This window comes from Sphingobium sp. EP60837, assembly GCF_001658005.1.
Lineage (GTDB): Bacteria > Pseudomonadota > Alphaproteobacteria > Sphingomonadales > Sphingomonadaceae > Sphingobium > Sphingobium tyrosinilyticum.
Genome location: NZ_CP015986.1, coordinates 2276608 through 2290665, shown reverse-complemented (window position 1 = coordinate 2290665; position 14058 = coordinate 2276608). Strand labels below are relative to the sequence as shown.

The 14058-nt window shown below is 62.9% G+C and carries 17 protein-coding genes and 1 tRNA gene; 14 read left to right on the top strand and 4 right to left on the bottom strand.

The genetic code is table 11. The annotated features are described in order from the left end of the window. Window positions 1–18 precede the first annotated feature (18 nt). Both sucC and EP837_RS11130 read right to left on the bottom strand, forming a co-directional pair. Window positions 19–1218 (bottom strand): ADP-forming succinate--CoA ligase subunit beta, encoded by a 1200-nt coding sequence (sucC, locus tag EP837_RS11135; protein ID WP_066527477.1) that lies wholly within the window; start codon window positions 1216–1218, stop codon window positions 19–21. 142 nt (window positions 1219–1360) lie between these two features. Further along, entirely contained in the window at window positions 1361–1693 is a 333-nt protein-coding gene (locus tag EP837_RS11130; RefSeq protein WP_066527475.1) for a hypothetical protein, read from the bottom strand. Between the two features lie 62 nt (window positions 1694–1755). Here EP837_RS11130 and EP837_RS11125 point away from each other — a divergent pair, with 62 nt between their 5' ends. Next, a complete protein-coding gene (locus tag EP837_RS11125) occupies window positions 1756–2154 on the top strand; it encodes a low affinity iron permease family protein (RefSeq protein ID WP_066527472.1) in 399 nt (132 codons plus the stop codon). Window positions 2155–2167: 13 nt separating this feature from the next. Here the strand turns inward: EP837_RS11125 and EP837_RS11120 are convergent, their stop codons facing one another. Next, window positions 2168–2347, bottom strand: a complete 180-nt coding sequence (locus EP837_RS11120; RefSeq protein ID WP_066527467.1) for a hypothetical protein — start codon at window positions 2345–2347, stop codon at window positions 2168–2170. 273 nt (window positions 2348–2620) lie between these two features. Here EP837_RS11120 and EP837_RS11115 point away from each other — a divergent pair, with 273 nt between their 5' ends. From EP837_RS11115 to EP837_RS11100, 4 genes are all read left to right on the top strand, one after another. Continuing rightward, complete coding sequence (locus EP837_RS11115; protein ID WP_066527465.1) at window positions 2621–4006, top strand: glycosyl transferase family protein; 1386 nt, start codon at window positions 2621–2623, stop codon at window positions 4004–4006. 247 nt (window positions 4007–4253) lie between these two features. Beyond that, window positions 4254–5093, top strand: coding sequence for a hypothetical protein (locus tag EP837_RS11110; RefSeq protein WP_225870539.1), 840 nt, complete (start codon window positions 4254–4256; stop codon window positions 5091–5093). 58 nt (window positions 5094–5151) lie between these two features. After that, complete coding sequence (locus EP837_RS11105; protein ID WP_066527463.1) at window positions 5152–6066, top strand: sulfite exporter TauE/SafE family protein; 915 nt, start codon at window positions 5152–5154, stop codon at window positions 6064–6066. A gap of 65 nt (window positions 6067–6131) precedes the next feature. Then, complete coding sequence (locus EP837_RS11100; RefSeq protein WP_082919672.1) at window positions 6132–6833, top strand: TIGR02186 family protein; 702 nt, start codon at window positions 6132–6134, stop codon at window positions 6831–6833. Here the strand turns inward: EP837_RS11100 and EP837_RS11095 are convergent. Further along, the gene (locus EP837_RS11095; RefSeq protein WP_066527458.1) at window positions 6823–7254 is read right to left on the bottom strand and encodes a DUF488 domain-containing protein; all 432 of its coding nucleotides are present in this window, start codon (window positions 7252–7254) and stop codon (window positions 6823–6825) included. The genes EP837_RS11100 and EP837_RS11095 overlap by 11 nt on opposite strands. A gap of 81 nt (window positions 7255–7335) precedes the next feature. Here EP837_RS11095 and EP837_RS11090 point away from each other — a divergent pair, with 81 nt between their 5' ends. The 9 genes from EP837_RS11090 to EP837_RS11055 all read left to right on the top strand — a co-directional run bounded on the left by EP837_RS11090 (window position 7336) and on the right by EP837_RS11055 (window position 14005). Beyond that, complete coding sequence (locus EP837_RS11090) at window positions 7336–8331, top strand: aspartate carbamoyltransferase catalytic subunit (RefSeq protein WP_066527456.1); 996 nt, start codon at window positions 7336–7338, stop codon at window positions 8329–8331. Then, entirely contained in the window at window positions 8328–9551 is a 1224-nt protein-coding gene (locus EP837_RS11085) for a dihydroorotase (RefSeq protein ID WP_066527451.1), read from the top strand. Before EP837_RS11090 ends, EP837_RS11085 begins: the two co-directional genes overlap by 4 nt. A 57-nt stretch (window positions 9552–9608) precedes the next feature. Then, window positions 9609–9684: transfer RNA gene (locus EP837_RS11080), tRNA-Trp, on the top strand. A 168-nt stretch (window positions 9685–9852) separates the two neighbouring features. After that, entirely contained in the window at window positions 9853–10059 is a 207-nt protein-coding gene (secE, locus tag EP837_RS11075; RefSeq protein WP_066529257.1) for a preprotein translocase subunit SecE, read from the top strand. Between the two features lie 21 nt (window positions 10060–10080). After that, entirely contained in the window at window positions 10081–10617 is a 537-nt protein-coding gene (nusG, locus tag EP837_RS11070; RefSeq protein ID WP_062117774.1) for a transcription termination/antitermination protein NusG, read from the top strand. A gap of 252 nt (window positions 10618–10869) precedes the next feature. After that, window positions 10870–11301 carry a 50S ribosomal protein L11 gene (rplK, locus tag EP837_RS11065; protein WP_037464038.1) on the top strand — a complete coding sequence of 144 codons (432 nt, stop codon included), beginning with the start codon at window positions 10870–10872 and terminating at the stop codon, window positions 11299–11301. A 4-nt stretch (window positions 11302–11305) separates the two neighbouring features. Next, window positions 11306–12004 (top strand): 50S ribosomal protein L1, encoded by a 699-nt coding sequence (gene rplA, locus EP837_RS11060; protein ID WP_037464035.1) that lies wholly within the window; start codon window positions 11306–11308, stop codon window positions 12002–12004. Window positions 12005–12069: 65 nt separating this feature from the next. Next, on the top strand, window positions 12070–12267 hold the full coding sequence (locus EP837_RS21330) for a hypothetical protein (protein WP_197486270.1): 198 nt from the start codon (window positions 12070–12072) through the stop codon (window positions 12265–12267). Beyond that, window positions 12257–14005, top strand: a complete 1749-nt coding sequence (locus EP837_RS11055; protein ID WP_066529254.1) for a DEAD/DEAH box helicase — start codon at window positions 12257–12259, stop codon at window positions 14003–14005. The genes EP837_RS21330 and EP837_RS11055 overlap by 11 nt, the downstream gene beginning before the upstream one ends. Window positions 14006–14058 lie beyond the last annotated feature (53 nt).

The window sequence follows — 14058 nt, the reverse complement described above, 5'->3', positions numbered from 1 at the left end:
AAATGGCTGGAAAGTGCCTCAGGCCGCCTTCCTCACTTCCGCCACGATCTTCTTCGCCGCATCGCCCAGATCGTCCGCCGGGACGATCGCCAGGCCCGACTTGGCCAGAATGTCCTTGCCCTGCTGGACGTTCGTGCCTTCCAGGCGCACGACCAGCGGAACCGACAGGTTCACTTCCTTGGCGGCGGCGACGATGCCATCGGCAATGATGTCGCACTTCATAATGCCACCGAAGATGTTGACCAGGATGCCCTTCACCGCCGGGTCCTTCAGGATGATCTTGAAGGCCGCGGTCACCTTCTCCTTGGAAGCGCCACCACCGACGTCCAGGAAGTTGGCGGGGAATTCGCCGTTCAGCTTGATGATGTCCATGGTCGCCATGGCTAGGCCCGCGCCGTTCACCATGCAGCCGATGTTACCGTCGAGCTTGATGTAGGCGAGGTCATATTCGCTGGCTTCGACTTCCGCCGGATCTTCCTCGGTCAGGTCGCGCAGTTCCGCGATGTCCTTGTGACGGAACATGGCGTTGCCGTCGAAGCCCACCTTGGCGTCCAGCACCAGCAGGTTACCCTGCTCGGTCAGCGCCAGCGGATTGACTTCGATCTGCTCGGCGTCGGTGTCGAGGAAAGCAGCGTAGAGCGAGGAAGCGACCTTGGCCGCCTGCTTCGCCTGCTCACCGGTCAGGCCCAGAGCGGCAGCGACCGAGCGGCCGTGGTGCGGCTGGAAACCGGCTGCCGGATCGACGGTGAAGGTGTGGATCTTTTCGGGGGTCGAATGGGCAACCTCTTCAATATCCATGCCACCCTCGGTCGAAACGACGAAAGCGATGCGGCTGCTGCCACGATCGACCAGCAGGGCGAGGTAGAATTCCTTCGCGATGTCCGCGCCATCGGTGATGTAGAGGCGGTTGACCTGCTTGCCGGCGTCGCCGGTCTGGATCGTGACCAGCGTGTTGCCCAGCATGTCGGTGGCGTGGGCTTTCACTTCATCCAGGTTGAAGGCGAGGCGAACGCCGCCCTTCGCTTCGGGGGCCAGTTCCTTGAACTTGCCCTTGCCGCGGCCACCAGCGTGGATCTGCGACTTCACGACATAAAGCGGTCCGGGCAGCTTATTGGCGGCTTCGACGGCTTCATCCACCGAGAAAGCGGCATAACCGGCGGCGATCGGCGCGCCATATTTCGCCAGCAGTTCCTTCGCCTGATATTCGTGAATGTTCATGGGCCCGGGCCGTCCTTTCGCCTGAAAAGCTGATGACGGGCCTAAAGCACAGCCGGGTTGGCGATGCCAGCATCATTTCGCAAAACCACTTTGCAAAATTGCAAAATGGTTTCTCGAAATCGCGTTCAATTCGCTACTTCATTCAGTCGATCGCGCAAAGGATCGCAGCCTTGCTCGTCACCATGAATATCTCCGTATCCTCCAGAGCCCGCACCTTGTAGAGGAAACGATCGACCGTCATCTCACCCATGTGCGACTTGCGGAGCGACGCCAGCGACTGCAGCCGCCGCAGTTGACCCAGGCTCAGCCGGTCCACCATCCGCTCGGCCATGCATCCCGCCATACGCGGCGAAAGCCCCGCCTCGATCAGCCCGGCCCTCACCTTCGATTCGGGCGAGACGGTGGCGCAGGAAGACAACAGCAGCGCGGCGGCAGGAAGGGCGAGCGCGAAGGCGCGAGAGGATATGGTGATCATCCTCGCTCCATGGCAATCAGAGGCTGAACGCAAGGTAAATGGGCCGCCACCGGGAGAAGAGAATGGACAGGATTTTCGGAGCCTTCGCACATCGCATCGCCAGTTGGTCGGGACAGCCGCTGGCCTTCATTCTCGCCGTGACGGTCATCATCGGGTGGGTCGTGACAGGGCCGCTCTTCGGTTTTTCCGATACCTGGCAACTCATCATCAACACCGGAACGACCATCGTCACTTTCTTGATGGTCTTCCTGATCCAGAACGCCCAGAACCGCGACGGATCAGCCATCCAGGCGAAACTGGACGAACTGATCCGCGCCGGCATGGACGCGCGCAATGAGTTCATCGGCATCGAACATCTGACCGAAGCCGATCTGGAGCGCGTCAAGGCCGTGCTGGAAAGGGAATGCGGCAGCGACGAAACCCATCGTCAGCTAATCGACAGACTGATCCGGCGGCGGTGAAAAGCGCGCGCCATCAATGCGCGAGATTCACCATCCGCACATTTTCCTGCCGATACGCATCAATCTGATCGGTATAGCCGCGCGCAAGATCCTCGTAGGCTGCGCGCCCTCTCCTCGAACGGCTCATTTGAGCGCGTATCAAGGACACCTGCTGCCTGTGCAGGAGGTAATTGACATCCATCTCCCCGGTCATTCACGCCCTCCTACCTTATCGCTCTAAGAGACTGGTTGGGGTGCCGCGACCCTTAGCGAGTCGTCGTTCCGGCAAAAGCGACAATAGCATCCCCCTTTTGGATAAGCGATTCAGTCCAACGCAGCGCCGGAGCACCCTGCCGGAAATACCCTGCCGTCAATGATCCTCGCCAGAGCAGCTAACCCCGCGGTTCCGTACAGAAATTTTTCCCCGAGGCTTGGAATTTCGTCCGTCCGGTGCCAATGGGCGCGCCGAACAGGGGGTTCAAGGATTATGGCGCAATCGCTGACCGCGATATTGGCGGTCATTTATCATGAGATATTGCTTTTCGCGGTGGTCGGTCTCGCAATCGGCGGGACCGATGATTTCCTTGTCGATATCATGTTTCTGGCCCGCCGCTGGTGGCGAAACATCATCATCTATTCGCGCCATCCGCGCATGACCACGGCCAGCTTGCCACAATCCGAAAATCCGGGACGTATCGCCATCTTCGTTCCCGCCTGGGGTGAAGCGGACGTGATTGGCCCAATGCTCCGCAACGCACTCAGCCAATGGCGCCAAGGCGACTATCGCATCTTCGTTGGCGTTTATCCCAATGACCGCGCCACGCTGGACGCCGTGATCCCGATCGCCGAAGGCGAAGAGCGGCTGATCATCTGCATCAACGAACGGCCAGGCCCTACCACCAAGGCCGATTGCCTGAACCTGCAATGGCGTACGATGATGAAGGAAGAAAGCCGCACCGGCGTGCCTTTCAAGGCAATCGTTCTCCATGACGCGGAAGATGTCGTTCACGCCGATGAGATCCGGCTGTTCGACCTGATGATCGACCGCTTCCAACTGGTTCAGCTCCCGGTTCTCCCCCTGCCTGGCCACGAGGGCTGGTGGAGCAGGGCGATCGCCAATCATTATTGCGACGAATTTGCCGAGAGTCATGGGAAGTATCTGACCATTCGCGAGGCCATGGGCGCGTCAGTGCCCTCCGCGGGAGTGGCCTGCGCCTTTGAACGCGCCACGCTCGACAAACTCATAGACCCGAAAAATGGCGGGCCTTTCGATCCTGACTCCCTGACCGAGGACTATGAGGTCGGCCTGCGGATTAAGAATATGGGCGGCCGCGGCGTCTTTGTACGCATGCGCGACGGATCGGGCGAACTGGTCGCGACGCGCGAATATTTTCCCGACAATCTCGATGCCGCGGTGAAGCAAAAGGCTCGCTGGATGGTGGGTATCTCGCTGGCCGGATGGGCCCGCATGGGCTGGCAGGGTGGCGCGACGGAAAGGTGGATGCGCATTCGCGACCGCCGGGCGGCCATCGCCGCCTTCGTGCTGCTCGCCGCCTATCTCGCTCTGTTGCTTTGGGGCGTGCTTACCGTCGCACGCTGGTTCGGCATTGTTCCTGCGCCTCGAGGTTCGGCACTGATCGAGCCCCTGCTTTGGCTCAACTTCCTCTTCATGGTCTGGCGCCTCGCGATGCGAGCCATCTTCGTCGGCCGTAGCTATGGCTGGCGATACGGACTGGGCGCGATCCCGCGATCGATCATTGCAAACTTGATCGCCATGATGGCCGCCCGTCGCGCCATATTCCTCTATCTTGATTCCCTGTTCGGCAAACCGCTGGTCTGGGACAAGACGCAGCATCGCTTTCCTCAGCTTTAGTAGGTCCGCATGAGCCGAACCGTCAGCGGACGTCCCGTCCGCTTCTTCGTCGTCCTTATGGGCGGTTGGACAATTATACGCTTGGGCAGCGCAAGCGGCATGTTTTGGCCCGTCTCCACCCAGGGCCTGACGCCCCCGATGCAGCCAAGCTCTGTGCGTCACACGGCTGCGCCAATGCAAAGGCCGAAAGCAGCAATTGTGGCTCCCCCCCCTATCTGTATCCGGCGCGCGACCGCTCGGAACGCCCGTGCCTACCCGCACTGTCGCACGCCCAATCCGCAAATCCGTCGAAGCGCCGTTCAGGTCAGCGCGTACCACCCCGGCTGAAATGCTCGCGATCGGCCAAGACGATCATATATCAGCCGCCACCCCTGCTCAGCCCCAGGCCAGCCCGGACCCCTCCCCCACACCGGCAGTTCCGCTTGCGCCTCACGGTCAGTCGCGGCTGGATCGTTGGCGTGGCAGCGCTTGGCTGCTCTGGCGCGACGGCAGCGCCAGCCGCGCGAACATCATCACCGCGGGCAAGCTCGGCGGGTCACAGGCCGGACTTAGATTGGATTATGATCTGACTCCTGCGTCATCTGGCCGAGCCGCCGCCTATGGCCGCGTCACCGCAGCCCTCAACCGCCCAGCCTCCCCCGAAGGCGCGCTGGGTCTCGCCTGGCAACCCTCGCGGGCCATTCCCGTCAGCATAGCCGCCGAACGCCGCATAGCTCTTGGCAAGGGCGCCCGCGACGCCAACGCCGTCCTGGCGGTCGGCGGTTTCGGCCCAACCCCTGTGTTCCTTGGATTGGAGGCCGAAGCCTATGCACAGGCCGGGATGGTCGGCTTTCACCGCCGCGACCTGTTCGCCGACGGCAAATTCTCGCTGCTCTCGCCCATCGCCCGGTTACCGCTGCGGATAGGCGCAAGTGTTTCTGGCGGCGCTCAGCCCGGCGTGGAGCGGTTGGACGTCGGCCCGGAAGTGCAGCTCCGCCTGCCGCTTCCACAGGTCTCCGCCCGTCTCAGCATCGAGTGGCGGGAACGGATTGCCGGCCAGGCAAGCCCCCCGTCCGGCCTGGCCGTGACGCTCGGTGCCGATTTTTAAAAGGAGTACCCTCCCCTGCCTTTATCTCGCCGCGCAATGGGCTTAACCCTGTGACTCCATGGATCTCTACCTGCCCATCGCCAATCTGTCGGTGAACGCGCTGGTGATCATCGCCCTGGGTGGCGTGGTCGGCCTGCTTTCAGGCATGTTTGGGGTAGGCGGCGGGTTTCTGACGACGCCGCTGTTGATTTTCTACGGCATCCCGCCCACCGTCGCCGCGGCCTCGGCAGCGTCGCAGGTAACTGGCGCCAGCGTGTCCAGCGTAATCACGCACATGGCCCGAGGAACCGTCGATTTCCGAATGGGCGGGGTTCTGATCGGCGGGGGCGTCATCGGCGCGGGCATCGGCGTCTTGCTCTTCCGCCTGCTGCAATCGGCTGGGCAGATCGATACCGTTATCGGGATCCTCTATGTCCTGATGCTGGGCGGCATCGGCAGCCTGATGGCGAAGGAATCGATCCAGACCCTCATCGCATTGAAAAGCGGAAAGCGGCCCCCGGCGCGCAAGCGCCGGCACCATCCGCTTGTCGCGGCTCTCCCGATGCGCTGGCGCTTCTACCGGTCGGGCCTCTATATCTCGCCACTTGCGCCGCTGCTGCTGGGTATGGCGACCGGCATCCTCACCACCTTGCTGGGCGTCGGCGGCGGCTTCATCCTGGTGCCTGCCATGCTTTACCTGCTTGGCATGACGACGCAGTCGGTGGTCGGGACCTCATTGTTCCAGATCCTGTTCGTCACCATGGCCACGACCATGATGCACGCCATGACGACCAAGGCCGTCGATCTTGTCCTCGCGATGCTCCTCCTGATCGGCAGCGTCACCGGCGCGCAAGTCGGCACGCGCATCTCCATGACGGTCCGCCCCGAATATCTGCGCATCCTGCTCTCCGCCATCGTTCTCCTGGTGGCCGCGCGCATGGCGCTGGGGTTGGGCTTCCGCCCCGATGAAATCTACACGGTGGAAGTTCGCTGAGCGTGCGCGCCCGCCTCGCGCTTCTCTTGCCTGCGCTGTTGCTCACAAGCGCGGCTGGAGAGCCCATGCTGGTGCCCGACGTTTCTCAGCGCGAGGTGGAAATCCAATATAGCTTCACAGGCGCGGACCTCCTGCTGTTCGGCGCAATCGTCTATCCGAACGGCCGCCAGCCCAAGAAACCGGCCGACATATTGGTCGTGCTGAAAGGCCCCGATCAATCCATCATGATGCGCGAGAAGCAGAAAGTGGCCGGCATCTGGGTAAACGCCGATAGTGTCCGCTTCCGCTCCGCCCCCAGCTTCTACGCAGTCGCGTCCTCGCGGCCCATTACCGATGTGGTGGATGACCGCACCGCCGCCATTTACGAGTTGGGCGTCAACAAGCTGCAACTATCACCCTCTTCGCTCAACGAAAGTGCCGAACTCGACCGCTTTCAGGCTGGCCTCATCGACCTGCGGGAGCGAACCGGCCTTTTCGCCGAGCGGCAGGGATCGGTGGAGATCACCCAAGGCGTGCTGTACCGCGCCCGCTTGCCGCTTCCTGCGCGCGTAATCGTCGGCGACTATACGGCCGAAACTTTCCTGGTTCAGGATGGTCGGGTCGTCGCCGCCGCTGTCCGCGACATCACCATTCGCAAATCGGGATTCGAAAGGTTCATGGCCGTCGCTGCGGAGCAATGGCCTTTTTTCTATGGCCTCACGGCCATCCTGCTGGCTGTCGGCATGGGCTGGGCGGCCGGAGCGGTGGCGCGCCGATTCAGGGCTTGAGGTCAACGCGCTCGTCGTCGGGAAAGACATATTCGAGCAGCAGGGAGCGATGACACCCGTCCGCCTCCCGCTCGAAGCAGAGCAGCGCCGTCGGTCTTTCCCGCGCTAAGTCACGCAACTGCTCCCCCTGAACAATGGCTTCGGGCAGATCAAGCTGAGCTGAATAAATTTCGCGCAACTTCGCATGATTGCCCTTTCGCGCAGCCTCCCGGCCCTCGGCGGGCGTCCCCAGCGCCTTCAAGCCCACATAATCGATGCCCGCCTCTTTGAGTCCGGCCGCCAGGATGTTCTTCGAAAAGCCGGGACGGCGTGACAGCGGAACCGCTCTGATGTCGGCCAGCAGGGTCACGCCAGCTTCCTGCAGCGCCGCGATGAGCTCGGCCTGGGTCGCCCCTTCATATCCTATCGTGTAAATGCGCATGTCGAAGAGATAGGGAGCAGCGCGGAACTTCCAAGCTTCGCGCCTTGCCCTCTCCCATGCGCTCGCCTAAAGGGTCCGTTCATGCCCGAGATCATTGCTCCTTCCGCCTCGCCCGACCTTTCTGGCCGGGCGCTGTTTCCGCATCGGCATCTCCTCTCCATCGCCGATCTGAAGCCTTGGGAAATTCGCTTCCTGCTTGATGAGGCGGAGCATTGGGCAAGGACCAATCGCGGTAATGCGCGCAAGCATGACGACCGCCTGAAAGGCATGACGCAGATCAACGCCTTTTTCGAAAACAGCACGCGCACGCTGCTGTCCTTCGAGATTGCGGGCAAACGGCTGGGCGCGGACGTCGTCAACATGCACGCCGGCCAGTCCAGCGTAAAAAAGGGCGAAACGCTGATAGACACGGCGATGACGCTCAACGCGATGGCCGCCGATGTGATCGTCATCCGCCATGCCAGTTCGGGAGCTGTCGCGCTGATCGCTGACAAGGTGGACTGCCCGGTCCTCAACGCCGGGGATGGCTGGCATCAGCACCCCACCCAGGCGCTGCTCGATGCGCTGACGATCCGCCGCCGCAAGGGCAGCTTCGAAGGGCTGATCGTCGCAATCTGCGGCGATGTGCTGCATAGCCGGGTGGCGCGCTCGAACATGCTCTGCCTCGCCGCTCTGGGGGCTCAGGTGCGGGCGGTCGCGCCGCCGACCCTTATGCCGCCGGAAGTCGAGATGTTGGGCGCAACCCCCTTCCACCGAATGGACGAGGGGCTGGACGGCGCTGACGTCGTCATGATGCTGCGCCTTCAAAATGAGCGCATGGACGGCGCGTTCATCCCGTCGCCGCGCGAATATCATATGCTCTATGGCCTTACCCCCGAACGGCTGGCGCTGGCGAAGCCCGACGCGTTGGTGATGCACCCCGGACCAATGAACCGCGGCGTCGAAATCGCGAGCGTGGTGGCGGACCATCCCGATCGCTCAGCGATCACCGAACAGGTGGAAATGGGGGTCGCCATCCGCATGGCCTGCCTGGATGTGCTGACGCGAAGTGCACGCGGTGTGGAGGGCTGGCAATGAACAAGCTCGCCATCGTGAACGGAAAGCTTGCCGATCCCGCCGCACCGGGCTTGGCGAACGGCGTCATTCTGATCGAGGGCGACCGGATCGCCGCTGCAGGCGACATCGCCGTTCCGCAGGATGCGGAACAAGTGGATGCGGCAGGTCTGGTCGTCGCACCAGGCCTGATCGACCTCGGGGTCTTCGCCACCGACAAGCCAGCCTTCCACTTTGGCGGCATAACCCGCGCCGCGCTGATGCCGGACCAATCCTCTCCGTTGGACGACGCTGGCCTGATCCGCCAGGCGACGCGCGCGGGGAAGCCGGACTTCTGGGTTCATCCCATCGCCGCTGCCACCCGCGGCCTTAAGGGCGCTGAACTGGCGGAAATCGGCATGATGCAGGCGGCCGGCGCAAAGGCGGTCGGAACCGGACGGCAGTGGATCGCAGACTCCGGCGTCATGATGCGCGTCCTCGCCTATGCCTCCGGCCTTGGGCTGACGGTCATCACCCATGCCGAGGACAGTGGGCTGACGAGCAAGGCGGTGGCGACCAGCGGCGAGACGGCGACGCGCCTCGGCCTGCCCCACGCGCCTGCTTGCGCCGAAGCCATCGCGATCGGGCGCGACATCATGCTGGCCCGCGAAACAGGCGCGGCTATTCACTTCCGGCTCGTCACCACAAAGGCTGGCTTCGACCTCATCCGAGCGGCGAAGGCCGAGGGGCTGAAGGTCACCTGCGGGATCAGCCCGGCCTATCTCTACCTGGCGGACAATGCCGTCACGGACTTCCGCACCTTCGCGCGCCTGTCGCCCCCGCTTCGGTCGGAGGATGACCGCCTGGCGTCGATCGCAGCGGTGGCGGACGGCACGGTCGATGTGATCACGTCCAGCCACGACCCGCGCGGGCCGGAGGACAAGCGATTGCCCTTCGCTGATGCGTCGCCGGGCATGGCTGGCGCGGAAACGCTCCTTGCCCTGTCGCTCAATCTGGTGCGCGAAGGCCATCTCTCCATGACCCGGCTGATGACGCTGCTGAGCGCCAATCCCGCCCGGATCTTGGGCGTCAATGCCGGAAGCTTCGCAGCGGGCAGCGCGGCCGACCTCATCTTCATCGATCCCGATACGCCGTGGATCATCGACTCTGCAAGGATGGCCGCGCAAGCGGGTAACACGCCCTTTGATCGGGTGCCGGTCCAGGGCCGTGCGCGGCGGATCATGAAGGGCGGCGTTTTCCTCTAAAGTTTCCTGCTTGCCCTACCCCGCATGCCACGCTAAAGCGCCCTCCTTCGCCGGCACAGGAGTGTAGCTCAGCTGGTAGAGCGTCGGTCTCCAAAACCGAATGCCGGGGGTTCGAGTCCCTCCACTCCTGCCAAGCATCTGGTCGTCGATCCTTGATTTTTCAAAGGTTCGCGGGTAGCTGCCCGAGCGAAGATGGGTCGCGAAGCCAGCGGCCGCACCCCGGGACGCCGACATGGCGGGGTCCGGAGGGCGGACTGTTGCTTCGCGCTTTGGTGTTTTGTTCGAAGGTTTTGAGGCAGCGATGGCGAAGGTTTCTCCGGGCGAATTCGTCAATCAGGTGAAGACCGAAGCGTCGAAGATCGTGTGGCCCACCGGCCGCGAAACGGTCATGACTGCGGTGATGGTCGGTATCATGACCACGCTGCTCGGCCTCTTCTTCTTCGGCATCGACACCTTTTTCGGCGCGGTCGTTCAGTGGCTGCTGAGCTTCGCTGCCGGACAGGCTTGATTGGGAGTTTGAAACGGTAACATGGCGCGCTGGTACATCATCCACGCCTATTCGGGCTTCGAAAACAAGGTCAAGGAATCGATCCTGTCCGAAGCCGAGCGCATGGGCCTCTCCCAGTTGGTCGAGCAGGTGGAAGTTCCCACCGAGACCGTGACCGAGGTGAAGCGCGGCAAGAAGGTTCAGGTCGAACGCAAGTTCATGCCGGGCTATGTCCTCGCCAAGCTGGCGATGAACGACGACATCTATCACCTTGTGAAGAACACGCCGAAGGTGACCGGCTTCCTCGGATCGAGCGGCAAGCCGCAGGCGATCAGCGAGACGGAAGCCGCCCGCTATTTCGGCGCCCGCAAGGAAGCCGAGGCTGCGCCCAAGCACAAGGTCAATGTCGATTACGAAATCGGCGACAGCGTCAAGGTTCTGGACGGCCCCTTCGCCAGCTTCAACGGCACCGTCGAGGAACTGGATTTCGAAAAGAACCGCGTCAAGGTGTCCGTGTCGATCTTCGGCCGCGCCACGCCGGTCGAACTGGACTTCGAACAGGTCGAACTGTCGAAGTAAAAAATTACGCTCGTCACCCCGGACTTGATCCGGGGTCCCGCTTTCCTTCCAGGGGCAGCGGAATGCCACATCAAGTCCGGCATGACGATGAAAGAGATTACGTCATCCCAGCGAAAGCAGGGATTTCGTGCCTTAAGCCGTTCCCTTGCGGCTTGAGATGCCAGCATCTGCTGGCATGAACGACAAGGGAAGCTAGTGCGGGAGGCGTCCTTCGGGTCGCTGCTTGACCGCTTAACTTGAAAGAGAGTGAAAATGGCCAAGAAGATTACGGGCTATATCAAGCTCCAGGTGCCCGCTGGAGCCGCCAACCCCTCGCCGCCGATCGGTCCGGCGCTGGGTCAGCGCGGTGTGAACATCATGGAATTCTGCAAGGCGTTCAACGCCTCGACGGAAAAGATGGACAAGGGCACCCCGCTGCCGACCATCATCACCGTCTATGCGGACCGTTCGTTCAGCTTCGTCACGAAGCAGCCGCCCGCCACTTACCTGATCAAGAAGGCCGTCAACCTGAAGTCGGGTTCCAAGGAACCGGGCAAGGTTGTCGCCGGCAAGATCACCCGCGCCCAGCTCGCCGAAATCGCGCAGGCCAAGATGGTTGACCTGAACGCGAACGACATCGACGCAGCGACGAAGATCATCGAAGGCTCCGCTCGCGCGATGGGCCTCGAAGTGGTGGAGGGCTAAGACCATGGCAAAGCTGAGCAAGAAGGCGAAGGCCCTGGCCACCGCCGTTGACCGGGAAAAGCTGCACGGCGTTGACGAAGCGCTGGGCCTGATCAAGACCCACGCGACCGCCAAGTTCGACGAAAGCGTCGAAATCGCGATCAACCTGGGCGTCGATCCGCGTCACGCCGACCAGATGGTCCGTGGCGTCGTCACCCTGCCCGCCGGCACCGGCAAGGACGTCCGCGTCGCCGTGTTCGCCCGCGGCGACAAGGCTGAAGCCGCGACCGCCGCTGGCGCCGACATCGTGGGCGCTGAGGATCTGCTCGACAGCATCCAGGCCGGCAACATCGACTTCCAACGCGTGATCGCCACCCCCGACATGATGGGTCTGGTCGGTCGCCTGGGTAAGGTTCTGGGTCCCAAGGGCCTGATGCCGAATCCGAAGCTGGGCACCGTGACGCCGAACGTCGCCGAAGCGGTCAAGGCTGCCAAGGGCGGTCAGATCGAATTCCGCGTCGAAAAGGCTGGCATCATCCACGCCGGTCTGGGCAAGGCGAGCTTCTCGGCCGAAGATCTGCGCAAGAATTTCGACGCTTTCGTTGACGCGATCGTCAAGGCGAAGCCGTCGGGTTCGAAGGGCAAGTACGTCCGCAAGATCGCCCTGTCGTCCTCGATGGGCCCCGGCGTGAAGGTCGATGTAGCGGAAGTCGCTTCGGTCTGATCCCTTAGCGGATAAGCAAAAAAGGGGCCGCCTTCCCTCTTTGCGGGGGAAGGCGGCCTTCTTATTTGGGACATTCTCCCTTCGCAGGGGGCCTGCTCGAAAGCCCCGGCTTTCGGCGGTTTCTCTACTCCAGGGACGGTGTGAACTTCGGGGTGCGTGACCTTGCACCCTGGGCTCCGGCAGCAGCTGGAGAAGATCAGGTCATCATGTATCCGTCGGGAATGGCGGGTCGCCTTACCGATGGAAAATATAATGTCTTTTGAACATCTCCCTCCCCTGCTTTCCGGCGCTTTGACACGGAAAGGCTATGAACAGCTGACCCCCGTCCAGGCCGAGGTCACGCAACCCGAAAACGAAGGTCGCGACCTCATCGTCTCGGCACAGACCGGCTCGGGCAAGACGGTTGCGTTCGGCCTCGCCATGGCGGGTGAACTCCTTGGCGAACAAAGCCGCCTGCCGGTCGCCAGCAAGCCGCTCGCACTGGCCATCGCGCCCACGCGCGAACTGGCGCTGCAGGTGAGCCGCGAACTGGAATGGCTCTATGGTGAGGCTCGCGCTCGCATCGCCACCTGCGTCGGCGGCATGGACGCCGCAAAGGAACGCCGCGCACTCAGCCATGGCGCGCACATTGTCGTCGGCACGCCGGGCCGTCTGCGCGACCATTTGGAGCGCGGTGCCCTCGATCTCTCCGGTCTCAAGACCGTGGTGCTCGACGAAGCCGACGAAATGCTCGACATGGGCTTCCGCGAGGATCTGGAAGAAATTCTCGACGGCGCGCCCGAGGATCGCCGCACCCTTCTCTTCTCCGCCACTATGCCCAAGCCGATCGTCGCCCTCGCCAAGCGCTATCAGAAGGACGCGCTGCGCATCTCGACGGTCAGTGATGAGCGCGGTCACGGCGACATCAGCTATCAGGCCGTGACCGTCGCCCCGGCGGACATCGAAAATGCGGTGGTCAACCTACTACGCTATCATGAGGCGGAAACAGCGATCCTCTTCTGCGCCACCCGTGACAATGTACGCCATCTCCATGCCAGCCTCACCGAACGCGGCTTCGCGGCCGTCGCGCTCTCGGGCGAGCACAGCCAGAATGAGCGCAACCATGCGCTTCAGGCGCTGCGCGACCGCCGCGCACGGGTCTGCGTGGCGACCGACGTCGCCGCTCGCGGCATCGACTTGCCCAATCTCAGCCTCGTGGTCCACGTGGAAATTCCCCGTGACGCGGAAACGATGCAGCACCGCTCGGGTCGCACCGGGCGTGCGGGTAAGAAGGGAACGGCGGTACTCATCGTCCCCTACCCGCGCCGCCGCCGCGTCGAATCCATGCTGCGGGGCGCTAAAATCCCCGTCGAATGGGGCACTCCGCCGAGTAAGGAAGCCATTCAGGAGCAGGACAATGCCCGCCTGCGCGCCAGCCTGATGGAGAAGGCCGAATTGGACGAGCAGGACTGGGCGCTGGGCGCCGAGTTGCTGGCCGAAAAGTCCGCCAAGGAAATCGCCGCGATGCTGGTGAAAAGCGCCCGCTCCGCCCTCCCCGCGCCCGAGGAACTGCTCGACCGCAGCGAGGCGCCTGCGCGCCAGGAAGGGCCGCGTCCCGGCTTTGAGGACACGATATGGTTCCGCATGGACATCGGCCGCAACCAGAATGCCGATCCGCGCTGGATCCTGCCGCTGATCTGCCGTCGCGGCCATGTGTCGCGCCAGGATATCGGCGCGATCCGCATCGCCGCCAATGAAACAATGTTCGAGATCCCTTCGGCCATTGCGGCGAAGTTCGTCGGCGCGGTGAAGCGCACCGGCCAAGCCAGTGACGAGGGCGCGGAAGTCGCGATCGAGCAAATCGAAGGCAAGCCGCGCGAAATGGCTCGCGAGAACCGGCGGGAGGGGCCCCGCGGCAAGGGGCGTCCCAACGCCGAACGCGGCCCCCGTCCTCCCGCGCACAGTCCACGCCCATTCAAGGGTGGTCCCAAGCGCGGCGGTCCTCGAAAACCCCGAGTTTGAGGTGAAGGGCCGCCGTCTGACAAGGCGGCCCTTTGTCGCTTCAAACTAACAAA